Source organism: Caballeronia sp. ATUFL_M2_KS44 (genome assembly GCF_023630965.1).
GTDB lineage: Bacteria > Pseudomonadota > Gammaproteobacteria > Burkholderiales > Burkholderiaceae > Caballeronia > Caballeronia concitans.
Genome location: NZ_JALQEA010000025.1, coordinates 50,537 through 75,633, shown reverse-complemented (window position 1 = coordinate 75,633; position 25,097 = coordinate 50,537). Strand labels below are relative to the sequence as shown.

Below are 25,097 nucleotides of genomic sequence, written 5' to 3'. Positions count from 1 at the left end.
GAAACATGTCTCGAGTAGGTAAAAGCCCGATCGCGCTGCCGCAAGGCGCGGAAGTGGCCGTCAAGGGCGACGTCATCACCGTGAAGGGTCCGCTCGGCACGATCTCGCAAGCGGCCAATCCGCTGGTGAGCGTGGCGAACGACAACGGCACGTTGAACTTCGCGCCGGCCAACGAAAGCCGTGAAGCAAACGCGATGTCCGGCACGATGCGCGCCCTGGTGGCGAACATGGTGCACGGCGTCACCAAGGGTTTCGAGCGCAAGCTGACGCTGGTTGGCGTTGGTTATCGTGCGCAAGCGCAAGGCGACAAGCTGAACCTGTCGCTGGGTTTCTCGCACCCCGTGGTGCACCAGATGCCGGAAGGCATCAAGGCTGAAACCCCGTCGCAGACCGAAATCGTGATCAAGGGGATCGACAAGCAGAAAGTCGGACAAGTCGCGGCGGAAGTGCGCGGCTATCGTCCGCCGGAGCCCTACAAGGGCAAGGGCGTGCGCTATTCCGACGAGGTCGTGATCCTCAAAGAAACGAAGAAGAAGTAAGGGTGCGCAATCATGGATAAGACTCAATCTCGCCTGCGCCGCGCTCGTCAGACGCGTATCAAGATCGCTGAGCTGCAGGTCGCGCGTCTCGCCGTGCATCGCACGAATACGCACATTTACGCTCAAGTGTTCTCGGCGTGCGGCACGAAGGTGCTGGCAAGCGCCTCGACGCTGGAAGCCGAAGTGCGCGCTGAGCTGGCCGACAAGTCGGGCAAGGGCGGCAACATCAACGCTGCAACCCTGATCGGCAAGCGTATTGCCGAGAAGGCCAAGGCTGCCGGCATCGAATCCGTCGCCTTTGACCGCTCGGGTTTCCGCTACCACGGCCGCGTGAAGGCGCTGGCTGATGCGGCGCGCGAAGCCGGGCTCAAGTTCTAAGGGAAGAATTCGTCATGGCAAAGATGCAAGCGAAAGTTCAGGCTGACGAACGCGACGACGGCCTGCGCGAAAAGATGATTTCGGTCAACCGCGTGACCAAGGTCGTGAAGGGTGGCCGGATTCTCGGTTTCGCCGCACTGACCGTGGTTGGCGACGGCGATGGCCGCGTCGGCATGGGCAAGGGCAAGGCGAAGGAAGTTCCGGTTGCCGTTCAAAAGGCAATGGAACAAGCCCGCCGCAACATGTTCAAGGTGCCGCTCAAGAACGGTACGTTGCAACACGAAGTGCACGGTAAGCATGGCGCTTCCGCTGTTCTCCTCGCTCCGGCGAAGGACGGTACGGGCGTGATCGCTGGTGGCCCGATGCGCGCAGTGTTCGACGTGATGGGCGTGCAGAACGTGGTGGCCAAGAGCCACGGCTCGACGAACCCGTACAACCTCGTTCGTGCAACGCTCGACGGTCTGCGCAAGCAATCGACCCCGAGCGACATCGCGGCGAAGCGCGGCAAGTCCGTCGAAGATATTTTGGGCTAAGCCTCGAGGTCATCATGTCTGAGAAAACTGTCAAGGTTCAGCTCGTCAAGAGCCTGATCGGGACTCGCGAATCGCACCGTGCGACGGTGCGTGGCCTCGGCCTGCGCCGCCTCAACTCGGTTAGCGAGCTGCAGGACACGCCGGCTGTGCGCGGGATGATCAACAAGGTTTCGTACCTCGTTAAGGTCATCGGCTAAGCGGCCGACCCACGGATCCAAGGAGTTGAACATGGAATTGAATAACCTGAAGCCGGCGGAAGGCGCGAAGCACGCTAAGCGTCGCGTCGGTCGCGGCATCGGTTCGGGCCTCGGCAAGACCGCGGGCCGCGGCCACAAGGGTCAGAAATCGCGTTCGGGCGGCTTCCACAAGGTTGGCTTCGAAGGCGGTCAGATGCCGCTGCAGCGTCGCCTGCCGAAGCGTGGCTTCACCTCGCTGACGAAGGAATTCGTCGGTGAAGTGCGCCTCGCCGATCTGGAAAAGCTGCCGGTCGACGAAATCGATCTGCTGGCGCTGAAGCAAGCGGGTCTGGTCGGCGAGCTCATCAAGAGCGCGAAGATCATCAAGACCGGCGAGATCACCCGCAAGGTCACGGTGAAGGGTCTGACGGCAACGAAGGGCGCCCGTGAGGCAATCGAAGCCGCTGGCGGCTCGTTCGCCGAGTAACGCGCTTTCGCCGTTACTAGCACTAGCATCGGAGAAGGTTCTTGGCTAACAGCCCGAGTCTCGCAAAACCCGGTCGAAGCGCGGCGAAATTCGGCGATCTGCGTCGGCGTGCAGTGTTCCTGCTGCTGGCGTTGATCGTCTACCGCATTGGTGCGCACATTCCGGTTCCCGGCATCGATCCGGATCAACTGGCCAAGCTGTTCCAGAGCCAGTCGGGCGGCATCCTTGGCATGTTCAACATGTTCTCGGGTGGCGCGCTGTCGCGATTCACGATCTTTGCGCTGGGCATCATGCCCTACATTTCGGCGTCGATCATCATGCAGTTGCTGTCGATCGTATCGCCGCAAATGGAGGCACTGAAGAAGGAAGGGCAGGCGGGGCAACGGAAGATCACGCAGTACACGCGTATCTTCACCGTGGTGCTCGCGACCTTCCAGGCGTTCGGTATCGCGGTGGCGCTGGAGAACCAGCCCGCTTTGGTGCTGGATCCCGGCATGGTGTTCCGGCTGACGACGGTCGTCACGCTGGTGACGGGCACGATGTTCCTGATGTGGCTGGGTGAGCAGATCACGGAACGCGGTCTCGGCAACGGCATCTCGATCATCATCTTCGGTGGTATCGCGGCGGGTTTCCCGAACGCGATCGGCGGTTTGTTCGAGCTTGTCCGCACCGGTTCGATGAGCATCATCTCGGCGATCATCATCGTCGTGCTGATCGCGGCGGTCACGTATCTGGTCGTGTTCATCGAACGCGGTCAGCGCAAGATCCTCGTGAACTATGCGAAGCGCCAGGTCGGTAACAAGATTTACGGTGGGCAGTCGTCTCATCTGCCGTTGAAGTTGAATATGTCGGGTGTGATTCCGCCGATCTTCGCGTCGTCGATCATCCTCTTCCCGGCAACCATCCTGAACTGGTTCAGTTCGGGGTCGCGTACCGGCTGGTTCGCGAACACGTTGCACAACGTGGCCGAGGCCATCAAGCCCGGTCAGCCCGTGTACGTGCTGCTGTATGCGTTGGCGATTGTTTTCTTCTGCTTCTTCTACACCGCACTGGTGTTTAACAGCCGGGAAACCGCCGACAACTTGAAGAAGAGCGGTGCTTTCGTTCCGGGTATCCGTCCGGGCGATCAGACTGCACGGTATATCGACCGCATCCTCACGCGTTTGACGCTGGCCGGTGCGATCTACATTGTGTTCGTGTGCCTGTTGCCTGAGTTCTTGGTGTTGCGCTGGAACGTGCCGTTTTATTTTGGTGGAACGTCGCTGCTGATCATTGTCGTCGTCACGATGGACTTCATGGCTCAGGTGCAGTCGTACGTTATGTCGCAACAATATGAATCGCTGCTCAAGAAGGCAAACTTCAAGGGCGGCAACGTCCCGATGCGTTAATTAAGGACCATGGCCAAAGACGATGTAATCCAGATGCAGGGTGAGGTCATCGAAAACCTCCCCAACGCTACTTTCCGGGTGAAGTTGGAAAATGGCCATGTCGTCCTGGGACACATTTCTGGAAAGATGCGGATGCACTACATCCGCATCCTGCCAGGCGACAAGGTTACGGTTGAATTGACGCCTTACGATCTGTCTCGTGCACGGATCGTGTTCCGGGCGAAGTGATTTGAAAAAAGGGTAATATCATGAAAGTGATGGCATCGGTTAAGCGCATTTGCCGCAATTGCAAGATCATCAAGCGCAAGGGCGTTGTGCGCGTGATTTGCAGCTCTGATCCGCGCCACAAACAGCGTCAAGGCTGAACGCCGCGCTTTTGCTTGCGCTTTTTGTTTGAGGAAAAACAATGGCTCGTATCGCAGGGGTTAACATCCCGAATCACCAGCATACCGAGATCGGCCTGACGGCAATCTTCGGCATCGGACGCACGCGTTCCCGCGGCATTTGCACCGCTGCTGGTGTGGAATTTTCGAAGAAGGTCAAGGACCTCACCGACGCAGACCTCGAAAAGCTGCGTGACGAAGTGGGCAAGTTCATCGTCGAAGGCGACCTGCGCCGTGAAGTGACGATGAACATCAAGCGCCTGATGGACTTGGGTTGCTACCGCGGCATGCGTCATCGCAAGGGCTTGCCCCTGCGTGGCCAGCGTACGCGCACCAACGCCCGTACTCGCAAGGGTCCGCGTCGTGCAGCGCAATCGCTGAAGAAGTAAGCGGAACTGACAGTTACAGGAAAACGTAATGGCTAAGGCTTCGAACAACTCCGCGGCGCAACGCGTTCGCAAGAAGGTCAAGAAGAACGTCGCCGAGGGCGTGGTTCACGTTCACGCGTCGTTCAACAACACCATTATCACGATCACCGACCGTCAAGGTAACGCGCTGGCATGGGCGACCTCGGGTGGTCAGGGCTTCAAGGGCTCGCGTAAGTCGACGCCGTTTGCAGCTCAGGTCGCAGCCGAATCGGCTGGCCGCGTGGCAATGGAATACGGCGTGAAGAACCTCGAAGTGCGGATCAAGGGCCCCGGTCCTGGCCGTGAATCGGCGGTGCGCGCGCTGCATGGTCTTGGCATCAAGATCACCGCGATCTCCGACGTGACGCCGGTCCCGCACAACGGCTGCCGTCCGCCGAAGCGCCGCCGCATCTAACGCGACGACGCAACCGCATGTTCCTGCTGATGCGTGAGTATCGGCGGGTTTCGTGCGTGATGAATTTGACTAAGCCCACCGTTCGACCCAAAGGGGTTCGGACTAGCGCGAACGAAAGCTCGCGTGATCAATTATCAAGGATTTAACGTGGCACGCTATACCGGTCCTAAAGCCAAGCTGTCCCGCCGTGAAGGCACCGATCTGTTCCTGAAGAGCGCACGCCGTTCGCTCGCCGACAAGTGCAAGCTCGACAGCAAGCCCGGCCAACACGGCCGCACCTCGGGCGCACGTACGTCCGACTACGGCACCCAGTTGCGCGAAAAGCAGAAAGTGAAGCGTATCTACGGCGTGCTGGAACGTCAGTTCCGCCGCTACTTCGCCGAAGCCGACCGCCGCAAGGGCCCGACGGGCGAAAACCTGCTGCAATTGCTCGAGTCGCGTCTCGACAACGTCGTGTATCGCATGGGCTTCGGCTCGACGCGCGCTGAAGCACGTCAGCTCGTGAGCCACAAGTCGATCATGGTGAACGGTCAAGTGACCAACATCCCGTCGATGCAAGTCAAGTCGGGCGACGTCGTCTCCGTTCGCGAGCAGTCGCGCAAGCAAGCTCGTATCGTCGAGGCGCTGTCGCTGGCCGAGCAAGGCGGAATGCCGAGCTGGGTGTCGGTCGATGCGAAGAAGTTCGAAGGAACGTTCAAGTCGATGCCGGAACGCAGCGATATCGCTGGCGACATCAACGAAAGCCTGATCGTCGAATTGTATTCGCGTTAATCGCGCGGTAATCGGATTAGCAGCCGGGGAGCCCGATTGCTCGTGGCAAATGGGCATCCTCGGCTGTTTAATTTTCAGGTTGTTACCGGTCAGCCTTATCGGTGTAACGAGCCGAGGGTATTGAAAAGGAAAACCTATGCAAACCAGTTTGTTGAAGCCCAAGATCATTGCAGTTGAATCGCTTGGCGAAAGCCACGCGAAAGTGGTTATGGAGCCGTTCGAACGCGGCTATGGCCACACCTTGGGTAACGCGCTCCGGCGCGTGCTGCTGTCGTCGATGGTGGGCTACGCGCCGACCGAAGTGACGATCGCAGGCGTCGTGCACGAATACTCGACGCTCGATGGTGTGCAAGAGGATGTGGTCAACCTGCTGTTGAACCTGAAGGGTGTCGTCTTCAAGCTGCACAACCGCGACGAAGTCACGGTGACGCTGCGCAAGGAAGGCGAAGGCGTGGTCACGGCCGGCGATATCGAACTCGCGCACGATTGCGAGGTCATCAACCCGGATCACGTGATTGCTCACCTGTCGAAGGGCGGCAAGCTCGACGTTCAGATCAAGATCGAGAAGGGTCGTGGTTACGTGCCCGGCAACGTGCGTCGTTACGGCGAAGAGTCGGCGAAGATCATCGGCCGTATCGTGCTGGATGCGTCGTTCTCGCCGGTGCGTCGCGTGAGCTACGCCGTGGAAAGCGCGCGTGTCGAACAGCGTACCGACCTCGACAAGCTCGTGATGAACATCGAAACCAACGGTGTGATTTCGCCGGAAGAAGCGATCCGTCAATCGGCGCGCATTCTGGTCGATCAACTGTCGGTGTTCGCAGCCCTGGAAGGCACGGAAGCCGCAGCGGAAGCGCCGTCGCGTGCGCCGCAGATCGATCCGATCCTGCTGCGTCCGGTGGACGATCTCGAACTGACGGTTCGTTCCGCGAACTGCCTGAAGGCCGAGAACATCTACTACATCGGCGATCTGATCCAGCGCACGGAAAACGAGCTGCTGAAGACGCCGAACCTTGGTCGCAAGTCGCTGAACGAGATCAAGGAAGTGTTGGCCTCGCGTGGTCTGACGCTCGGCATGAAGCTCGAGAACTGGCCGCCGGCAGGGTTGGACAAGTAAGTCGACCGTTAACGCGGTCACGCTGTAACTGGCAAAGACGCGGATTTTGCTTTAAAATCCGCGTCTTGCTTTTTCTTCGACCGGCCCGTGCGCCGCTGTTTAGCAGCAAAGCGCAATAGAAGAGCTGGATCAAAACTCGTTAAAGGAACTGAAAATGCGTCATAAGCATGGTCTGCGGAAACTGAACCGCACGAGCAGCCACCGTCTGGCAATGCTCCGTAATATGTCGAACTCGCTGATCGAGCACGAAGTCATCAAGACGACGTTGCCGAAGGCCAAGGAACTGCGCAAGGTCGTCGAGCCGCTGATCACGCTCGGCAAGAAGCCGTCGCTGGCAAACCGCCGCCTCGCGTTCAACCGCCTGCGCGATCGCGATTCCGTCGCGAAGCTGTTCGACGTTCTCGGCCCGCGTTACGCGAACCGTCCGGGTGGCTACCTGAGCATCCTGAAGTTCGGCTTCCGCGTCGGCGACAACGCTCCGATGGCGCTGGTTCAGCTGATGGATCGTCCGGAAGTTGAAGAAACCGAAGAAGTTCAGGAAGCTGAATAAGTTCGGTAAGTGGTTAGCAAAAGGCCAAGCTCTGCTTGGCCTTTTTGTTTTTCGCGCCCGCGTTCGTAGCGGGCGGCGCCAAAAGGTGCGCGTCGGTCGCGAATGCTACGATATCAGCCGTGGTCCGCTTCCCTGGAGTCGTACGTGAACGTCCCCGTTATTCTGATGATGACGACGCTGCCCGATGCTGAATCGGCGACCGCGCTCGCGCAGGCTGTGCTCGAAGCGCGGCTCGCGGCGTGCGTGACCAGGCTGGGCGCGGTCGAGTCGCATTATCACTGGAAGGGCGCGCTCGAATCGTCGGAGGAAGTGCAGTTGCTGCTGAAGACGAGCGTCTCACGCAGCGAAGAATTGCAGCGCTTCATCGAGGCGCGGCATCCCTATGAAACGCCCGAAATCCTCGTCTGGCAGGCGGAAGCGTCGCCGGGTTACGGACAATGGGTCAACGCAGAAACGCAGCGTCCTCTTCATGTTTGAGCTTTTCGGTACCGCTACGCGCCGCGTGTTCGGCGCGTTCGTCCTCTTGATGATGTGCTGCGCCGTCGCAGGCATCGCGCGCGCGGACGACGATTTCCTCGATCCGGCCGTCGCGTTCAAGTTCAGCGCATCGGAGAAGCCGGGCGAAGTGGACGTGCGATACAAGATCGCGGACGGCTATTACATGTACCGTGAGCGATTCGCGTTCGCGGTGAAGAGCGGCGACGCGAGCATCGGCGCGGCGCAATTGCCAGCCGGCAAAGTCCACTTCGACCAGACCTTCAACAAGGACGTCGAGACGTATCGCGGTGAATTGGTCATCCGGATTCCCGTGGCGCAGGCGAAAGGGCCGTTCGAACTCGCGGTGACGTCGCAGGGCTGCGCGGAAAAGGGCATCTGCTATCCGCCGATGGAGCGCGTCTATCGCGTGAAGGGCGCGGCGTTGCAGGCGGCGGGCGCGTCGCCATCGACGTCGGCGGATGATTCGCAGTCGTGGTTCGAACGCGCAACGAGCGCCGACTACGCGCAGTCGATGCTCCAGGGCGGCGGATTCTTCGCGGTCGTCGGGCTGTACTTCGTCGCCGGCATGGTGCTCAGTCTCTTGCCGTGCTCCTATCCGATGATCCCGATCCTGTCCGCGATCATCGTCGGCGAAGGCGCGCGCGCGACGCGCTCTCGCGGATTCGCGCTGTCCACGTGCTATGTCGTGGGCATGGCGCTCGTCTACACCGCGCTCGGCGTGGCGGCCGCGCTGGTCGGCCAGAGTCTCGGCGCGTGGCTGCAAAACCCGTGGGTGCTGGGCGCGTTCGGCGTGTTGCTGGCGATTTTCGCGGTCGCGCTCATTTCGGGAATCGATATCGCGTTGCCCGAGCGGTGGCAGAGCAGCGTGAACGAAGCATCGCAGAAGCGCTCGGGCGGCAAGTTCGCGGCGGTCGCCGTGATGGGCGCGCTGTCCGCGCTCGTCGTGGGCGCGTGCATGACCGCGCCGCTCTTCGCGGTGCTCGCGTTCATCGCGCATACGGGCGATGCCGTGCTCGGCGGAGCGGCGCTCTTCGCGATGGGCATCGGGCTCGGCGTGCCGCTGCTCGTCATCGGATTGGGTGCGGGCGCGATTCTCCCGCGCGCGGGCGCCTGGATGGACGGCGTCAAAGTGTTCTTCGGCGTCGTGTTGCTCGCGGCGGCGCTGTGGATCGTCTGGCCGGTGCTAGGCGGCGCCGCGCGGATGCTGCTCGCGGCGTTGTGGCTGCTGATCGCGGCGGCGTCGCTTGGCTTGTTCGCGCCGGGCGTGGCCGCGCCGTCGAGCGTGTGGAAGCGCCTCGTGCGCGGCATCGGCGCCGCATTCGCCGTGTGGGCCGCGACGCTGCTCGTCGGTCTGGCAGCCGGTTCGACCGATCCGCTGCGTCCGCTCGCGGTGCTGGCTTTGCGCGATGGCGCGTCGTCCGCGATGGCTGCGCAGAAGCCGGGACCGGTCTTCGCGCCGGTGCGGTCGTCGTCGGAACTGGATTCGGCGGTCAAAGCCGCCGCGCGTCCCGCGATGCTCGACTTCTACGCCGACTGGTGCGTCTCCTGCAAGGAAATGGAGAACCTGACGTTCTCCGATGCCCGCGTGCAGGCGCGCCTCGCGCAACTGAACCTGCTGCGCGCGGACGTCACCGCGAACAACGCCGACGATCAATTGCTCCTCAAGCGCTTCAAGCTGTTCGGCCCGCCGGGCATCATTTTCTTCGATGCCCAAGGCAACGAAGTGGCGCGCGTGGTCGGCTATGAATCGGCGGACAGGTTCCTGAAGAGCCTCGACAAGCTCGGTCCGTCGAACGGATGAAAAAAGGGCGATGCCGCGAAGCATCGCCCTTTCTTTATCGACACGACTAAAAACGCTTACTTCGACGCCCGCAGAATCCGCGCAGCGTCCAGCGCGAAGTACGTCAACACGCCATCCGCGCCCGCGCGCTTGAACGCGAGCAGCGCTTCCATCATCGCCTTGTCGTGATCGAGCCAGCCGTTCTGGGCGGCGGCCTTGATCATCGCGTATTCGCCGCTGACCTGGTACGCGTACGTCGGGAATCGGAACTCGTCCTTCACGCGCCGCACGATGTCCAGGTACGGCATGCCCGGCTTGACCATCACCATGTCCGCGCCTTCCTCGATGTCCATGCGCACTTCGCGCATGGCTTCATCCGAATTCGACGGGTCCATCTGGTAGGTCATCTTGTTGCCCTTGCCGAGATTCGCCGCCGAGCCGACCGCGTCGCGGAACGGGCCGTAGAACGCCGACGCGTACTTCGCCGCGTACGCCATGATGCGCGTATGAATGTGGCCGTCGCTTTCCAGCATTTCGCGGATCGCGCCGATACGGCCGTCCATCATGTCCGACGGCGCGACGATATCCACGCCCGCTTCGGCCTGCGTGCGCGCCTGTTCGACAAGAATCTCGCTCGTTTCGTCGTTCTTCACGTAGCCTTCGTCGTCGAGCACGCCGTCCTGGCCGTGGCTCGTGTACGGATCGAGCGCGACGTCGGTCAGCACGCCGAGCGTCGGGAAGTTCTTCTTCAGCTCGCGCACGGCGCGCGGAATCAGACCTTCGGGATTCGTCGCCTCGCGGCCGTCAGGCGTCTTCAGCGACGGTTCGATCGCGGGAAACAGCGACATCACCGGCACGCCGAGTTCGTCGCATTGCTCCGCGACCTTCATCAGCAGATCCACGGACGTGCGCTCGACGCCGGGCATCGACGGCACCGACTGACGCACATTCGTGCCTTCGACGATGAAAACCGGGTAGATCAGGTCGTTCGTGGTGAGGATGTTTTCGCGCATCATGCGGCGCGAGAAGTCATCGCGGCGCATGCGGCGCGGACGATGATGGGGATAGAAACTCATGACGTGACTCGATTGGAAGTGCTTCGAAGGGGGACGGAAACGTTGCTGCGAGCGCTCAAAGCCATACTGGACAAGGCGGCCCGCGTCTCGAAAACGTTTTGAGACAATGGTATATCATACCGATCGAGCAACGCGCTTGCGCCGCGCTCCCCGCTTCTCCTCCCTGAGCGGGTGCCTGTCGAAATTCGATAAGGCTATTGACCCGCCGTCATGCGGCGGGTTTTTTTATGCCCGCTCGCATTCGCGTTGCCGTGGATTTCTACTCGGCAGCGCCTTCCGATGCCGCTTGCTCGGGCATCAGCCAGCTTTCGATCAGTTCGTGCGCTTCGTCGAGACCCGTGCGCTTGAGCGCCGAAAAGAGCTGCACGCTCAACTCACCGCGATACCCCGCCGCCTTGTATTCGCTGAACGCTTTCTGCGTGGCGCGAAGGGCGTTGGTCATTTCCTGTCGCGTCAATTTGTCGCATTTGGTGAGGAGCGCGTGGATCGGTTTGCCGGTGGGCGCGAACCAGTCGATCATGATGCGATCGAGCTCCGTCAACGGACGGCGCGAGTCCATCATCAGGATCATGCCGCGCAACTGCGCGCGGCTTTGCAGATAGGTCGACAGCAACTGCTGCCAGTGCGCCTTCGCCGCGCCCGGCACTTCCGCGTAGCCGTAGCCGGGAAGATCGACGAGATGTGCGACGGGCGCATCTTTCGGCCCGACGGAAAAGTAATTGATGTGCTGCGTGCGTCCCGGCGTCTTGCTCGCGAACGCGAGCCGCTTTTGATTGCAAAGGATGTTGATCGCCGTCGACTTGCCCGCGTTCGAGCGTCCCGCAAACGCGATTTCGGGCTGCGGAGTCGGCGGAAGGTCGCGCAGATGATTGACCGTGGTGAAGAAACGAGATTGATGGAGCAGAAATGACATTGGCGGGCGATCGTGAAAGAGGCGATGACTGAAGCCTTGAGAACCCCGGCAAATACTGGGCATGCCCCGACTGGCGTCTTTGCGTGTAGCGGGTTATTGTACAATACGACGGTTTTTTAAAGATCCCGCAGGGCGTAAGACCCAAGGCCGCAGGCGTCACCCATCAAGGAGCGAGACAGTTTTCGGGGCATCTTTTGGCGCCCTTTCGTTCGGGTATCTTGCGGCATGTCCGGTTGCCGTCGTTTTTTGCAGAACCTCACATTCTCACAAGACGAAAAACAGGGTACGCGAATGAACCGACTGTACAGGTCTCTGGTGGTGCTCAAGGCAGCGGCGGCTTTCGGTTTGAGTGCGGGTTTAGGTGCGGGTCTCGGCGGACTCGCGGTATCGGCGAATGCGGCAGAGCCCGCTCAGCCGGCCAAGCCGGATGTGGCAAGAGGGCAGGCCATCGCCACGCAGGTCTGCGCCGCGTGCCATGCGGCGGACGGCAACAGCGCCGGCGCCGCGTTTCCGAAGCTCGCGGGTCAGCACGCGGAATACATCGTCAAGCAACTGAAGGATTACAAGACGCAGCCGGGCGCGAAAGCTCCGGCGCGCAACAATCCGATCATGGCGGGCATTGCGAGCGCGCTCTCGGATCAGGACATGGTGAACGTCGCGGCGTACTTCGCGTCGCAGAAAGCCAAGCCCAACTATGCGCGCGACAAGAACACCGTCGCGCTCGGACAGAAGGTGTATCGCGGCGGCATTGCGGACAAGGGCGTGCCGGCGTGCGCGGCGTGTCACGGCGCGACGGGGCTGGGTATCCCGGTGCAGTATCCGAGGCTGTCGGGGCAGTGGAGCGACTACACCGTCGCGCAACTGAACGCGTTCGCGCAAGGCACGCGCAACAACAGCGAACCGATGCACGCCATTTCATCCCGCCTGAACGATGCCGAGATGAAAGCGGTCGCGGATTACATCGCCGGATTGCATTGAACGTAACACGCAGCGTCCAGCGGTTCCCGGCGAAGAAGCGAGAAAGCGGGGAATCGCCCATACTACGATACGAAGCCGGCCCGCAGAGGCAGGCGCGAAAACAAGAAAAGGGTGGGACGTCGGTCGGTCAGACCGTTGGCGTCTCCACCCTTTTTTGCTGTCAGCCGGAGTTTGAATGAGCGTCACCACATCGGGTATGCAGTCGAAGTCGAGCCGCCGCGCCGTCAGGCATTTCGTCGAGCTCGTGAGTTCGATGCGCTTCGCCATCGCCTTGCTGGTCGTGCTGGCGATTGCGAGCATCATCGGGACGGTGCTCACGCAGGAAGACCCGTACCCCAACTACGTCAATCAGTTCGGCCCGTTCTGGGCGGACATCTTTCGCGGCCTGAGCCTCTACACCGTGTACAGCGCGTGGTGGTTCATGCTGATCCTGATCTTTCTCGTGATTTCGGTGTCGCTGTGCGTCGTGCGCAATGGCCCGAAGATGATCGCGGACATCAAGAGCTGGAAGGATCGCGTGCACGAAGGCAGCCTGCGCGCGTTCCATCACAAGGGCGAGTTCGCGGTCGCGGCGGATCGCGCGCAGACGGCCGCGACGCTGGAGCGCCTCAGCGCGAAGATGGGCTACCGCTTCATCAGGCGCGAGACGGACACCGGCGCGACGCTGATCGCGGGCAAGCGCGGCGCGCTCACGAAGATCGGCTATATCTCGGCGCATCTGGCGATCGTCGTCATCTGTATCGGCGGCCTGCTGGACAGCAATCTGCCGATCAAGCTGCAAATGTGGCTCTTCAACAAGACGCCGATCAACACGAACGCCGTCATCAACGACATTCCTCCCGAGCATCGCCTGTCCACGTCGAACCCGACGTTTCGCGGTTATGCCTGGGTGCCGGAAGGGCAGTACGTCGGCACGGCCATTCTGAATCAGCCGGCCGGTTCGGTCATTCAGGACCTGCCGTTCTCGATCCAGCTCGACAAATTCATCGTCGATTACTACTCGACCGGCATGCCGAAGCTCTTCGCGAGCGATATCGTCGTGATCGATCACAAGACGGGCAAGCGCATTCCGGCGCGCGTCGAAGTGAACAAGCCGTTCACGTATGACGGCGTGTCGATCTATCAATCGAGCTTTCAGGACGGCGGCTCGAAGCTGGAAATGACCGCCTGGCCGATGGCCGGCGCCAGCGCGAAGACCGCGCCGGTCAACGGGACCATCGGCGGCACCGCGCCCATCGGCTCGCAGTTCGTGGGCGCGAAGGGCGAAACCGTCGAATTCACGGATTTCCGCGCGATCAACGTCGAAAACATGACGAATGGCAGCGGCGCGCCGGACGCGCGCGGCGTCGGCAAGAAGGAAACGCTGCGCGATGCGTTCGACGAACGTCTCGGCTCCGGCGCGAAAACGTCGAAGCCGACGGATCTGCGCAACGTCGGCCCGTCGGTGCAATACAAGGTGCGCGGAACGGACGGCCAGGCGCGCGAATACAGCAACTACATGCTACCGGTGGATGTCGGCGGTCAGCGAATGTTCCTCGCCGGCATGCGCGTGAGCCCGAACGATCCGTTCCGCTATCTGCGTATTCCTGCCGACGAGCAAGGCTCCGTCAAGCAGTGGATGGATCTGCGCGCCGCGCTCGCCACGCCCGCGACGCGCGCGGAGGCGGCGCATCGTTTCGCGCTGCGTTCCGTGCCGCAGGCGAACGCCGAACTGCAGAAACATCTGGAAGAAAGCGCGATCCGCGTGCTGAATCTCTTCGCCGGCGCGGACGAAACCGGCGCGGCGGCGAATCCGCAGACGATTGGCGGTTTTCAGGGCATCGCGGGATTCATCGACCATTCGGTGCCGAAGGGCGAGCAGGAAAAGGCGGCGGGCCTCCTGATGCGCATGCTCGAAGGCGCGATGTGGGACGTGTGGCAGATTTCGCGCGAGCAGAACGGCCTGCCCGCCGCGAAGATCGACGAGAAAAACACCGCATTCGTACAGGCGTCGATCAATGCGCTTTCAGACAGTTTTCTGTACGGTTCGCCCGTCTTTCTGCAGCTTGACACCTTCAAGCAGGTGCAAGCTTCGGTATTCCAGTTGACGCGCGCGCCGGGTAAAAAAGTGGTGTATCTTGGCAGCCTTCTGCTGGTCGTCGGCATCTTCTCGATGTTCTACGTGCGCGAACGCCGGCTCTGGTTCTGGCTCAAAGAGTCAGGACAAGGCGGCGCGAGCGTGCTGATGGCGATGTCCACCGCGCGCCGCACGCTCGACTTCGAGAAGGAATTCGAGCGCACCCGCGCTGCGGTGGCGGCGGCGCTCGGCACGTCGCCGCTCGATCCGGCCGCACAGGCCGCGAACGTCGCCGCATCGCCGCAATCGCAATCCGAGGCTGCCAGCCCGGAAGTTTCATCACGGTAAGATCATGGACCTCACACAGACTTCCTCCCACGCCTCCGCCAAGACGGAACGTCCGGCATCGAGCCTTCCCGATGTCGCCGTGTTCGACGATCGTCCGTTCTTCCGCAGGCTCGGCGCGCTCGACTGGCTGTTTGCCCTCGCGATGGTCGCGGGCGCGGGCTTCGCGCTCAACCGCTATCACGCGTACATGGACGTGTACGACATGGCCGTGCTGGTCGGCGCGGTGCCGACGTTCGTCGTGCTCGGCTGGCGCTGGAAGCCGGTTCGCTTGCTGATCGCGATGATCGCGGTCATGTCGCTCTTCTCGATTCAGCTTTATCAGCACGACCTCGCGCGCGCGGACACCAATTTCTTCCTCAAGTATTTCCTGTCGAGCCAGTCCGCCATCTTGTGGATGAGCGCGCTTTTCATCCTCGCGACGCTGTTCTACTGGATCGGCCTCCTGACGCGCTCGCAGACGGGCGGCGCGATCGGTTCGCGCATGACGTGGGTCGCCGTGCTGATGGGCTTTACCGGCCTGATGGTGCGCTGGTACGAGTCGTACATGATCGGCAGCGACGTCGGCCATATTCCGATTTCGAACCTGTATGAAGTGTTCGTGCTGTTCTGCCTGATCACGTCGCTGTTCTATCTGTACTACGAGCAGCATTACGCGACGCGTCAGATGGGCGCGTTCGTGCTCCTCGTGATCAGCGCGGCCGTCGGTTTCCTGATGTGGTATTCGATCGCCCGCGACGCGCAGCAGATTCAGCCGCTCGTGCCCGCGCTGCAAAGCTGGTGGATGAAGATCCACGTGCCGGCGAACTTCATCGGCTACGGCAGCTTCGCGCTCTCGGCGATGGTTTCCGTCGCGTATCTCGCGAAGCAGCGCGGCGTGTTCGCGGACCGCCTGCCGTCGCTCGAAGTGCTCGACGACGTGATGTACAAGTCGATCGCCGTCGGTTTCGCGTTCTTCACCATCGCCACGATTCTGGGCGCGTTGTGGGCGGCGGAAGCGTGGGGCGGCTACTGGAGCTGGGATCCGAAGGAAACGTGGGCGCTGATCGTCTGGCTGAACTACGCGGCGTGGCTGCACATGCGGCTGATGAAAGGCTTGCGCGGCGCGGCGGCGGCGTGGTGGGCGCTGACGGGCCTCGTTGTCACGACGTTCGCGTTCCTCGGCGTCAACATGTTCCTGTCGGGCTTGCACAGTTACGGCAAGCTCTGATCCGGCTGCATCGAAGAGAAAAACCGCCATGCGTCACGCTGGCGGTTTTTTTTCGTTCTAACGTGGAATACGGGCGCGTGTCGTGCTGTTTGCCCTATGAATGTTTGCAAAGGGAGTCGTGCTCATGTGGATCAAACGGAATGGCGCGCTTTATGGCGACGACATCGACAGTCGCGAAATCACGCCGCGGCACGTGTTCGAGAACCGCCGGCGCGTGCTGCGCTCGATGGGCGCGCTCGCCGCCACGGGACTCGCCGGCGCGAGCGGTCTCGCTCACGCGACGCTGACATCGCCGGATGCAAAGGGCCAGAAGCTCGCCGCCAAGACCAATCCGAAGTTCGTCGCGCTGGACAAGCCGACGTCGCTCAAGGACATCACGACGTACAACAACTTCTACGAATTCGGCACCGACAAGAGCGATCCCGCGCAGCACGCGGGCACGCTGCGTCCGCGCCCGTGGAAGGTGTCGGTCGAAGGCGCGATCAAGAATCCGAAGGTGTACGACATCGACGAGATTCTGAAGCTCGCGCCGCTCGAGGAACGCGTCTACCGGCTGCGCTGCGTCGAAGGCTGGTCGATGGTGATTCCGTGGATCGGCGTGTCGCTGTCGGAGCTGATCAAGCGCGCAGAGCCGACGGGCAACGCGAAGTACGTGCAGTTCATCAGCCTGGCCGATCCGTCGCAGATGCCCGGACTCTCCACGCCGATTCTCGACTGGCCGTACTCTGAAGGCCTGCGCATGGATGAAGCGATGAATCCGCTCACGCTTTTGACCGTCGGCCTGTACGGCGAAGTGCTGCCGAATCAGAACGGCGCGCCGGTGCGCGTCATCGTGCCGTGGAAATACGGCTTCAAGAGCGCGAAGTCGCTGGTGAAGATCCGCTTCGTCGAAAAGCAGCCGCCGACGAGCTGGAACACGTACGCGCCGAACGAATACGGCTTCTATTCGAACGTGAATCCGAACGTGGATCATCCGCGCTGGAGTCAGGCGACGGAGCGGCGCATCGGCGAGGACGGATTCTTTTCGCCGAAGCGCAAGACGCTGATCTTCAACGGATACGGCGATCAGGTCGCGTCGCTCTATCAGGGCATGGACCTCAAGAAAAACTTCTGATCATGCCGACCGCATCCGACATCAAGCGCGCATCCACCTCCGCCGCCGCGCCGCGTACGCGTAACTGGATCGCGCCCGCCAAGGTGGCCGTCTTCATCGCGATGTTGTACCCGCTCGCGCGCATCGTCGTGCTCGGGATGACATCGGGGCTCGGCGCGAACCCGATCGAATTCATCACGCGCTCGACCGGCCTGTGGACGCTCGTGTATCTCTGCATCACGCTCGCCATCACGCCGGCGCGACGCCTCACCGGCGTGACCGCGCTGCTGCGCTTTCGACGCATGATCGGGCTGTACGCGTTCTTCTTCGCCGTGCTGCATTTCACGACGTATATCTGGTTCGACAAGTGGTTCGACGTCGCGGAAATGCTGAAGGACATCGGCAAGCGGCCGTTCATCACGGTGGGCTTCGCGGCGTTCGTGCTGCTGATTCCGCTCGCCGTCACGTCGCCGAAAGCGATGGTGCGAAAGCTCGGCCGGCGCTGGCAGACGCTGCATCGCACGATTTATCTCATCGCCGCGCTCGCCATCCTCCATTTCTGGTGGATGAAGGCGGGCAAGCACGACCTGGAGTTGCCGAAGATTTACGGCGCGATCGTGATCGCGTTGCTCGGCTGGCGTGTGATCGCGTGGCTTCGAACGCGAGCGGCGCGGCGGCGCGCATAAAAAAAGCGATGCCTCGACATCGCTTTTTCATTGAAGCGCAGGAAAGCTCAGTCCGGCAAAACCGATTCCCCGGCGAACAACTGCGGGACCGTTTCGCGTTCGCGCACGACGTGTACGCGCTCGCCATCGACCATGACTTCGGCGGCGCGCGGGCGCGTGTTGTAGTTCGAGCTCATCACGAAGCCGTACGCGCCGGCCGAGCAGATGGCAAGCAGATCGCCCGGCTCGACGGCCAGATCGCGGTCGCGCCCGAGCCAGTCGCCGCTTTCGCACACCGGACCGACGACATCGTATTTGTGCGCGGGTGCGTCGCGCTTCACGACCGGCACGATGCGATGAAACGCCTCGTACATCGCGGGACGCGCGAGATCGTTCATGGCGGCATCGACGATGGCGAAGTTCTTTTCCTCGCCCGGCTTCAGATATTCGACTTGCGTGAGCAACACGCCCGCATTGCCGACGAGCGATCGCCCCGGCTCGAAATACACTTCGCGCTGGCCGTGGCCGCGCTTCTCGACATGCGCGAGCAGCGTGCGCACGAAATCGCCGATATCGGGCGGCGTTTCGTCGTCGTACGTGATGCCGAGACCGCCGCCGACATCCACGTGACGAATGCTCATGCCGTCCGCTTCGATCTGTTCGACGAGTTCGAGCAGCTTGTCGAGCGCATCCAGATACGGGCTGATTTCCGTGATCTGCGAGCCGATATGACAGTCGATGCCGACCACGTCGAGATTCGGCATCGCGTGCGCGGCGCGATAGGTTGCGCGCGCGTCGCTGAACGCCACGCCGAATTTGTTCGACTTGAGGCCGGTGGAAATATACGGATGCGTCTTCGCGTCGACATCCGGATTCACGCGCAGCGAAACCGGCGCGCGCTTGCCGAGCGACTTCGCCACTTCGTTCAGCGCGTGCAGTTCGGGAATCGATTCGACGTTGAAGCACTTCACTCCGGCTTCGAGCGCTTCGCGCATTTCGGCCGCCGTCTTGCCGACGCCCGAGAACACCGTGTTCGACGCCTTGCCGCCCGCGGCGAGCACGCGCGCGAGTTCGCCCGACGACACGATATCGAAGCCCGCGCCCAGACGCGCGAACACGTTGAGCACGGCGAGATTGCTGTTCGCCTTCACCGCGACGTGGATGCTCGCGCGGCGGTTCGCGCAGGCATCGGCGTAAGCGCGATAGGCGCGCGTCAGCGCATCGCGGGAATAGACGTAGAGCGGCGTGCCGAACTGCTGCGCGAGCGACGCGGCGGAAACGCCTTCGGCGTGCAGCACGCCATCGACATAATGGAAAGCGGAATCACTCATGCGTATGCGTGCGTGGAGTGGAAGCGGGAATGCGCCGGATGGCGCTCGAGGCGTGCCGTCAGTCGGCGGACGAGGCCGCTTTCGGTGCGGCGGGTGCCGATTTCAGGTCCGTCTCCGGCGCGAGCGAAAGCGGTTCGCCGGAGGTGTCGGGAATGTCGCCGGATGCGCCCGATGCTGCGCGGGCCGAGCCTGCGCGCGATGCGGTTTCGTCGCTCGGAGTGACATTCGAAGGCGGCGTATCCTGCAGATTGTCAGGGCGTTGCGGCATGGGCGGCACGACGGGCATATAAAGCGGACCGCGTTGTCCACAACCGCCGAGCGTGACCGTGGCCGCGGCGCAAATGCTCATAGCCGCTACAATCGCGCTCATCCTGAAAACAACTCGCATGACCGTCCCTGTACATAGAATCGATGGAGTTTAGCATGACAGACCAGGAATACCTGACGTTGGCAGAGGCCGTGCTGACCGCGATCGAGCGCGATGTGGACGCAGCCGAAGCCGATATCGAATTCGAGCGAAGCGGCAACGTTCTGACGCTGGAATTCGAGAATCGCACGAAGGTGATCGTCAATTTGCAGCCGCCGAAGCACGAAATCTGGCTCGCGGCGAAAGCGGGCGGATTCCACTACAAATACGTCGACGGCCAATGGCGCGACACCCGCGACGACAGCGAGTTCTTCGCCACGCTGAGCAAGTATTCGACCGAACAGGCAGGCGAGCCGATCCGCTTTTCAGCGTGACCGGCTCGTGAGGTCGAGAAGGGTCACTGACCCTTGAACAGATTCATGATGTCCTGCTTTTCCTGCTCGCCGACATCCGGCGTCGGCGCGGTCACGCCCGACACTCCGCCTTCCTGCGGCGGCGCCTGACTCACGCCGATCGTCGCGATGAAGCCGTGGCCCGGCGTCATGTCGTCGTAGTAAAGCTCGCCGCCGAGCGGTTTGATGTCGGGCGGCATCATCGGCTTGTATTCGGGCACGCCTTGCAGCGCGCGGCCCATGTACTCCATCCAGACGGGCAGCGCGAGACCGCCGCCGGTTTCGCGGTCGCCCAGGCTGCGCGGGTTGTCGTAGCCGATCCACGCAATCGCCACGAGCGAACGCTGGTAGCCTGCGAACCAGGCGTCGCGCGAATCGTTCGTCGTGCCGGTCTTGCCGGCGAGGTCGCCGCGCTTCATCTGATTCGTCTTCGCGGCCGTGCCGTGCTGCGCGACGCTTTGCAGCAGGCTGTTCATGACGAACGCGTTGCGCGGCGTGATGGCGAGCGGCGCGCTTTCTTGCGCGACGAGCGGCTGCGGATGCGACACCACCGCGCCGCGCGGATCGGTGATATCGGCGATCAGATACGGATTCACGCGATAACCGCCGTTCGCGAACACCGCGTAGCCCGCCGCCATTTGCAGCGGCGTGACGAGACCCGCGCCGAGCGCCATCGGCAGATAGGCGGGATGACGGTCCGCATCGAACCCGAAGCGCGTGATGTACTGCTGCGCGTACTTGGTGCCGATGGTGTTCAGAATGCGGATCGACACCATGTTCTTCGACTTCTGCAGCGCGGTGCGCATGGTCATCGGGCCGTCGAAGCCGCCGCCGTAGTTCTTCGGTTCCCACGCCTGTCCGCCGGTTTCGGCGGCGCTGAAGAAGAGCGGTCCGTCGTTGATGATCGTGGCCGGCGACAAGCCTTTCTCGAGCGACGCCGAATAGATGAACGGCTTGAAGCTCGATCCCGGCTGACGCCACGCCTGCGTGACGTGATTGAACTTGTTCTTGTTGAAGTCGAAACCGCCGACGAGCGCGCGGATCGCGCCGTCCTGCGGCACGATCGAAATGAGCGCGCCCTCGACTTGCGGCAGTTGCGTGATGGTCCAGTCGCCGTCGTCGTTCTTGGCGAGGCGCACGATCGCGCCCGGACGAATGCGCTGGTTCGGCTGCGCGCGCGCCGACAGCGCGTTCGCGACGAAACGCAGGTCGCTGCCGCTGATCGTGGCCACGTTGCCGTCGATGAAGCTCGCTTTCACTTCCTTCGGGCTCGCCGACGTGACCACTGCCGCGACGATCTCGCCGTTGTCGGGATGCTCGGCGAGCGCGTCGTCGATGGCCTGCTCGCGGTCGTCCGGGTCCTTGGGCAGATCGATGAAACCCTCCGGCCCGCGATAGCCGTGACGCCGTTCATAGTCCATCAGCCCCTTGCGCAGCGCGTGGTAGGCGGTGTCCTGGTCGGCGGAATCGATCGTGGTCACGACGTTCAGGCCGCGCGTGTACGCTTCCTCGCGGTATTGCGCGTACATCATCTGGCGCACCATTTCCGCGACGTACTCCGCGTGGACGCTGAACTCGCGCCCCTGTCCCTTCACGATGAGCGGCTGCTTCACCGCCTGCTCGTACTCGTCCTGCGTGATGAAGTTCAGCTCGCGCATGCGCTGAAGGATGTACTCCTGCCGGACCTTCGCGCGCTTCGGATTCACGACCGGGTTATACGCCGACGGCGCTTTCGGCAGACCGGCGAGCATCGCGGCTTCCGCGAGCGAAATGTCCTTCAGGTCCTTGCCGAAATACACGCGCGCCGCGCTCGCGAAACCGTACGCGCGCTGCCCGAGATAGATCTGATTCATATACACCTCGAGAATCTGATCTTTCGTCAGCGCGCGTTCGATCTTGTACGCGAGCAGCATTTCGTAAATCTTGCGCGTGTAGGTCTTCTCGCTCGACAGGAAGAAGTTGCGCGCGACCTGCATGGTGATCGTGCTCGCGCCCTGCGATGCGTGGCCGTTCGACAGCGCGACCGATCCCGCGCGCACGATGCCCATCACATCGACGCCGCCGTGATCATAGAAACGCGCGTCCTCGATGGCGAGCACCGCTTTCTTCAGGCGATCCGGCACGTCCTGAATGCGCACGACGCTGCGCCGTTCCTCGCCGAATTCGCCGATCAGAACGTGATCCGCCGTGTAGATGCGCAGCGGCACCTTCGGGCGATAGTCGGTCAGCGCATCGAGCGATGGCAGGTTCGGCATCGCGACGACGAGCGCGTAGCCGAGCACGAGTCCGGCACACACGAAGAGCGCGAACACGCTGACGAGAAAGCCTAAAAGCAGCCGCGAAAACCACGAGCGCCGAGGCTTTTTCGGGCCTTCGGGCGGCGTAGCGGGCGGATTGGTCGAAGAAGAAGATTGCATAGCACCACCAAAAACAGTCCCGGGATTATAGCCGTCCGGGTTTCAGGAATTTCCTAGGCACTGGGCCTCCGGTCCGGTGCGTCGCGCGTCGTTTTCCACACCATCAAGATACGCGCGATGCCCCGCGAAAACATCGTGTCATCGCTCGCGTTAGCCATTCGGCCGAATGTTCGCCGTGCGCCGCCGTCACGACAATTCCTCCATCGAAAAGCGCGCGAACGGTTCGGCGCGCGAGTGAACGAGGAGCGGTCATGGAAAAGGAAAACGTGTTGCGCGGCAAGGTACTGACGGCCACGCGGCGATTCGCGGCGGGCATTGACGTGAGCGAGGACGCGGTGCGGCTCGCGGTGCTCAGCCGGCGGCTGAAACGGGATTCGACGGTGTGCGTCGAGCATCTGGATGCGGTGCCGATTGCGGCGGGCGCGGTCGTCGGCGGCGATTTCGTCGATCGCGCGGCCGTCGTCGCCGCGTTGCGCGAAGCGGTCGGCCGCATGCCGCAAGACGGCGCGTGGCGCGCGCTGCGCTGCTCGATGGGCCTGCCCGCATCGGCGACGCTCACCACGCGTGTCCCGCTCGCGCGGCTGATGGATGCGCGCCACGCGGACATGAGCGCAATCGGCGGCGATCCGTGCGGCTTGCTCGAACCGGCAGTGCTCGCCGAGGCGGAGCGCGTTTCGGGCATGGAGCGCGGCGCGCTCGCGGTGGACTGGTCCGTCGAGACTCGCGGCGACGGCCAGACGCACGTGGCGATCGCCGCGACGGCGCGTCGGCACGTCGAGGCGCGCGTCGAGTCGGCGGCGGCGGCGGGCATCGCGCTCTGTGCGATCGACGGCGAACCGGCTGCGGCGTTGCGGGCGATGCGTCATTCGGGCCGCGTCGAACTCGGTCCCGACGCGCGTTATCTCGTCTGCTGGCTCGAAAGCGCGGGGCTGCACGCGTGGATCGTCAATGCGGGCGACGTCGAAAGCGAGGGGCGCTATCCCGCGCCGGAGTACGCGAGCGTCGCGGATGCGTTGCGCGATCTGGCGGGCGAAACGCTGCCGGTCGATTGCGCCTACGTCGGCGGCCAGACGCAGTTGATGGCGAACGCGGGCCTGCCGTTGCCCGCGCTGGCGAAGATGTTCGGCTGTCCCGCGCTGCCGTTCGAATCGGCGCCGTATTGCAACGGCGCATCCGACATCGACGCCGCGCTGAAGCACTCGCCGCTGTTCGCTACCGCATTCGGGCTTGCGTTGCGCGAGGTGCTGCAATGACCGGCGCGGCCATCGCCGACGGGTTCAACCTGCTGCCTCACCGTTCGCAGAAGCGCCGTGCATTGCGACGGCAGCGCCTCGCGATACTCGCCGCCGCGAGTCTTGCGGGATGCGCGGCTGTCGGCGGCGTCGTCGGCTGGGACGCGTTCGCGCGCATGCGTCTCGACGACCGGCGCATCGCGATCGAAGCGACGTTGCGCACGTCGAGTGCGGCGATCGACGAGCACGCGCGGCTCGTTCACGCCGACGCCGAGCGACGCCGTGCGCGTGAAACCGCGCAACCGCTCGTTGCGCCGCGCGACCGCTTTCTCGCGCTGCTGGAAGCGCTCGCGGATGCGCCGCCGCGCACGGACGTCGTCTTGCAGCGGGTTTCGCAGCGTGCCGATGAAGTCGAGCTTTCCGCACTCGCGCCCGATTCGCAGACGGCGTCGCGCTGGCTCAAGCGTCTGGAGGACTTGCGCGGCGTGCAGTCGGTGGAGGTTGTCGAGATGAAGCGGCGCTTGGAAGCCGTGCCGTCCGCGAAGCGCGATGCGGCGGCGCCGTCCATCGACTGATACGAATTCACCGCGCTCGTGCGTTACGGGGCGGGCGAGCGCAGCGCGGCTGCCGTATCGGCAAAGGTGTCGGCAGACAGCAAGACGCGCGACAGCAGAACAACCGCCTCAACAAGAAGGAACACGCAATGAACACCATGACGATGACTTTGCCCGCGCGTTCGCGTTCGTCCGCGCGTATTCGCCAGTCGATTCTCCGTCCGCTGCACGAGTGGTCGGCGCGACGCACCGCGCTGACGGCGCTCGCGCTGTTCGCGGCCGTCTTCGCGCTCGGCTTGCAAGCCTGGCTTGCTTCCGGCCTGAGTCAGCGCGATGCCGCCCAGAGCGCGCTCGCCGCGACCCAGCGCAAGGCCGCCGACGCGCGGACGATCGTCGCGCAATTGCCGGAACTGAGGGCGCGCGTTGCGTCCGGAAGCCTCACGCCCGCGACGTGGACCGCCGCCGACGCGCTTCACGCCGTGGCCGCGCTCGCCGCGCAAAGCGGACTGCGCGTGACGGAAATCGAGCCGCAATCGGCCAAAGGCGTTACACAGCCCGCGACGCCGCAGACGTCCGAGCGCGCGCTCACGCTTCGCGCGGAAGGCGCATTTCCCGAAATCCGCCGCTTTCTCGAAGCGCTCGCCGGCCTGCCGCGTCTGGTCGTGCCGGAAGCCGTGCAGATCAAGCGTCAGCCCGGCGCGCTGACGATCGACGCGACGCTGCGCATCCACGAAACGCTGCCCGCCGTTGCGCTCGCCGCGCCCGCGCGCACGGATGCGTTCGTCGTCGATCCGTTCGGCAAAGACGGCGCAAGCGGCCTGGCGCGCGACGCGGGCATGCTGCTCGTCGGCACCATGGTGGAACGCCGTCGCGCGATGGCGCTCGTGCAGAGCGCGAAGAACATCGAACATTACGAACCGGGCCAGAAGATCGGCGATGAGCGGCTCGAACGCGTCCAGCCACGCGTGATACAACTCGCGAGCGCCGATGGCGCATCGCGCACGCTGACGTTCGCGGAGGATCGCAAGTGAACAAGGCGCTTCGCATCA

General features: G+C 62.9%; 29 protein-coding genes. 24 read left to right on the top strand and 5 right to left on the bottom strand.

What is annotated here, in order from left to right:
• Positions 1-5 precede the first annotated feature (5 nt).
• From rplF to dsbD, 15 genes are all read left to right on the top strand, one after another.
• Positions 6-539, top strand: coding sequence for a 50S ribosomal protein L6 (gene rplF, locus NCR39_RS12370; RefSeq protein WP_040050465.1), 534 nt, complete (start codon positions 6-8; stop codon positions 537-539).
• Positions 540-551: 12 nt separating this feature from the next.
• Complete coding sequence (rplR, locus tag NCR39_RS12365; RefSeq protein WP_035967614.1) at positions 552-917, top strand: 50S ribosomal protein L18; 366 nt, start codon at positions 552-554, stop codon at positions 915-917.
• A gap of 14 nt (positions 918-931) precedes the next feature.
• Positions 932-1,450, top strand: a complete 519-nt coding sequence (gene rpsE / locus NCR39_RS12360) for a 30S ribosomal protein S5 (RefSeq protein ID WP_016346467.1) — start codon at positions 932-934, stop codon at positions 1,448-1,450.
• A 14-nt stretch (positions 1,451-1,464) separates the two neighbouring features.
• A complete protein-coding gene (gene rpmD, locus NCR39_RS12355) occupies positions 1,465-1,647 on the top strand; it encodes a 50S ribosomal protein L30 (protein ID WP_004202755.1) in 183 nt (60 codons plus the stop codon).
• 31 nt (positions 1,648-1,678) lie between these two features.
• Positions 1,679-2,113, top strand: coding sequence for a 50S ribosomal protein L15 (rplO, locus tag NCR39_RS12350; RefSeq protein ID WP_008343934.1), 435 nt, complete (start codon positions 1,679-1,681; stop codon positions 2,111-2,113).
• Between the two features lie 41 nt (positions 2,114-2,154).
• Positions 2,155-3,501: a preprotein translocase subunit SecY gene (secY, locus tag NCR39_RS12345; protein ID WP_040050464.1), complete on the top strand. Its 1,347-nt coding sequence runs from the start codon at positions 2,155-2,157 to the stop codon at positions 3,499-3,501.
• Positions 3,502-3,510: 9 nt separating this feature from the next.
• The gene (infA, locus tag NCR39_RS12340; RefSeq protein ID WP_004521905.1) at positions 3,511-3,729 is read left to right on the top strand and encodes a translation initiation factor IF-1; all 219 of its coding nucleotides are present in this window, start codon (positions 3,511-3,513) and stop codon (positions 3,727-3,729) included.
• A 20-nt stretch (positions 3,730-3,749) separates the two neighbouring features.
• Positions 3,750-3,866 carry a 50S ribosomal protein L36 gene (rpmJ, locus tag NCR39_RS12335; protein WP_004199844.1) on the top strand — a complete coding sequence of 39 codons (117 nt, stop codon included), beginning with the start codon at positions 3,750-3,752 and terminating at the stop codon, positions 3,864-3,866.
• 41 nt (positions 3,867-3,907) lie between these two features.
• Positions 3,908-4,273 (top strand): 30S ribosomal protein S13, encoded by a 366-nt coding sequence (rpsM, locus tag NCR39_RS12330; protein ID WP_008344037.1) that lies wholly within the window; start codon positions 3,908-3,910, stop codon positions 4,271-4,273.
• A 28-nt stretch (positions 4,274-4,301) separates the two neighbouring features.
• Positions 4,302-4,706 (top strand): 30S ribosomal protein S11, encoded by a 405-nt coding sequence (gene rpsK / locus NCR39_RS12325; RefSeq protein ID WP_006052224.1) that lies wholly within the window; start codon positions 4,302-4,304, stop codon positions 4,704-4,706.
• A gap of 147 nt (positions 4,707-4,853) precedes the next feature.
• Positions 4,854-5,477, top strand: coding sequence for a 30S ribosomal protein S4 (rpsD, locus tag NCR39_RS12320; protein WP_040050463.1), 624 nt, complete (start codon positions 4,854-4,856; stop codon positions 5,475-5,477).
• A gap of 136 nt (positions 5,478-5,613) precedes the next feature.
• The gene (locus NCR39_RS12315) at positions 5,614-6,591 is read left to right on the top strand and encodes a DNA-directed RNA polymerase subunit alpha (RefSeq protein WP_040050462.1); all 978 of its coding nucleotides are present in this window, start codon (positions 5,614-5,616) and stop codon (positions 6,589-6,591) included.
• Positions 6,592-6,745: 154 nt separating this feature from the next.
• Positions 6,746-7,141, top strand: coding sequence for a 50S ribosomal protein L17 (rplQ, locus tag NCR39_RS12310; RefSeq protein ID WP_008344047.1), 396 nt, complete (start codon positions 6,746-6,748; stop codon positions 7,139-7,141).
• Between the two features lie 144 nt (positions 7,142-7,285).
• Positions 7,286-7,618: a divalent-cation tolerance protein CutA gene (gene cutA, locus NCR39_RS12305; RefSeq protein ID WP_250452442.1), complete on the top strand. Its 333-nt coding sequence runs from the start codon at positions 7,286-7,288 to the stop codon at positions 7,616-7,618.
• The gene (gene dsbD / locus NCR39_RS12300) at positions 7,611-9,440 is read left to right on the top strand and encodes a protein-disulfide reductase DsbD (protein WP_284507198.1); all 1,830 of its coding nucleotides are present in this window, start codon (positions 7,611-7,613) and stop codon (positions 9,438-9,440) included. Before cutA ends, dsbD begins: the two co-directional genes overlap by 8 nt.
• Positions 9,441-9,496: 56 nt before the next feature.
• Here the strand turns inward: dsbD and hemB are convergent, their stop codons facing one another.
• Together hemB and yihA are read right to left on the bottom strand one after the other, a co-directional pair.
• On the bottom strand, positions 9,497-10,495 hold the full coding sequence (hemB, locus tag NCR39_RS12295) for a porphobilinogen synthase (RefSeq protein ID WP_250452441.1): 999 nt from the start codon (positions 10,493-10,495) through the stop codon (positions 9,497-9,499).
• A 259-nt stretch (positions 10,496-10,754) separates the two neighbouring features.
• Entirely contained in the window at positions 10,755-11,408 is a 654-nt protein-coding gene (gene yihA / locus NCR39_RS12290; RefSeq protein ID WP_250452440.1) for a ribosome biogenesis GTP-binding protein YihA/YsxC, read from the bottom strand.
• A 291-nt stretch (positions 11,409-11,699) separates the two neighbouring features.
• On the opposite strand from yihA, the gene NCR39_RS12285 reads away from it, so the two are divergent.
• From NCR39_RS12285 to msrQ, 5 genes are all read left to right on the top strand, one after another.
• Entirely contained in the window at positions 11,700-12,386 is a 687-nt protein-coding gene (locus tag NCR39_RS12285; protein WP_250452439.1) for a c-type cytochrome, read from the top strand.
• A 175-nt stretch (positions 12,387-12,561) separates the two neighbouring features.
• Positions 12,562-14,790 carry a cytochrome c biogenesis protein ResB gene (locus NCR39_RS12280; RefSeq protein WP_250452438.1) on the top strand — a complete coding sequence of 743 codons (2,229 nt, stop codon included), beginning with the start codon at positions 12,562-12,564 and terminating at the stop codon, positions 14,788-14,790.
• A 4-nt stretch (positions 14,791-14,794) separates the two neighbouring features.
• A complete protein-coding gene (gene ccsB, locus NCR39_RS12275) occupies positions 14,795-15,997 on the top strand; it encodes a c-type cytochrome biogenesis protein CcsB (RefSeq protein WP_250452437.1) in 1,203 nt (400 codons plus the stop codon).
• A gap of 124 nt (positions 15,998-16,121) precedes the next feature.
• A complete protein-coding gene (gene msrP / locus NCR39_RS12270) occupies positions 16,122-17,111 on the top strand; it encodes a protein-methionine-sulfoxide reductase catalytic subunit MsrP (RefSeq protein WP_250452436.1) in 990 nt (329 codons plus the stop codon).
• 2 nt (positions 17,112-17,113) lie between these two features.
• A complete protein-coding gene (gene msrQ / locus NCR39_RS12265; protein ID WP_250452435.1) occupies positions 17,114-17,776 on the top strand; it encodes a protein-methionine-sulfoxide reductase heme-binding subunit MsrQ in 663 nt (220 codons plus the stop codon).
• Positions 17,777-17,823: 47 nt separating this feature from the next.
• On the opposite strand, the gene lysA is transcribed toward msrQ, so the two are convergent.
• Both lysA and lptM read right to left on the bottom strand, forming a co-directional pair.
• Positions 17,824-19,086, bottom strand: coding sequence for a diaminopimelate decarboxylase (lysA, locus tag NCR39_RS12260; RefSeq protein WP_250452434.1), 1,263 nt, complete (start codon positions 19,084-19,086; stop codon positions 17,824-17,826).
• Positions 19,087-19,144: 58 nt separating this feature from the next.
• On the bottom strand, positions 19,145-19,474 hold the full coding sequence (lptM, locus tag NCR39_RS12255) for an LPS translocon maturation chaperone LptM (protein WP_250452433.1): 330 nt from the start codon (positions 19,472-19,474) through the stop codon (positions 19,145-19,147).
• A 35-nt stretch (positions 19,475-19,509) separates the two neighbouring features.
• Between lptM and cyaY the strand changes: the two genes are divergently transcribed.
• Positions 19,510-19,827, top strand: coding sequence for an iron donor protein CyaY (gene cyaY, locus NCR39_RS12250; protein ID WP_040050451.1), 318 nt, complete (start codon positions 19,510-19,512; stop codon positions 19,825-19,827).
• A 23-nt stretch (positions 19,828-19,850) separates the two neighbouring features.
• Here the strand turns inward: cyaY and NCR39_RS12245 are convergent, their stop codons facing one another.
• The gene (locus NCR39_RS12245) at positions 19,851-22,262 is read right to left on the bottom strand and encodes a penicillin-binding protein 1A (RefSeq protein WP_250452432.1); all 2,412 of its coding nucleotides are present in this window, start codon (positions 22,260-22,262) and stop codon (positions 19,851-19,853) included.
• 251 nt (positions 22,263-22,513) lie between these two features.
• Here NCR39_RS12245 and pilM point away from each other — a divergent pair, with 251 nt between their 5' ends.
• The 3 genes from pilM (at position 22,514) to NCR39_RS12230 (ending at position 25,079) form a co-directional block, all read left to right on the top strand.
• Positions 22,514-23,515 carry a type IV pilus biogenesis protein PilM gene (pilM, locus tag NCR39_RS12240; RefSeq protein WP_250452431.1) on the top strand — a complete coding sequence of 334 codons (1,002 nt, stop codon included), beginning with the start codon at positions 22,514-22,516 and terminating at the stop codon, positions 23,513-23,515.
• The gene (locus NCR39_RS12235) at positions 23,512-24,069 is read left to right on the top strand and encodes a PilN domain-containing protein (protein ID WP_250452430.1); all 558 of its coding nucleotides are present in this window, start codon (positions 23,512-23,514) and stop codon (positions 24,067-24,069) included. The genes pilM and NCR39_RS12235 overlap by 4 nt, the downstream gene beginning before the upstream one ends.
• A 128-nt stretch (positions 24,070-24,197) precedes the next feature.
• Positions 24,198-25,079, top strand: coding sequence for a type 4a pilus biogenesis protein PilO (locus tag NCR39_RS12230; RefSeq protein WP_250452429.1), 882 nt, complete (start codon positions 24,198-24,200; stop codon positions 25,077-25,079).
• The last annotated feature ends 18 nt before the right edge of the window (positions 25,080-25,097 follow it).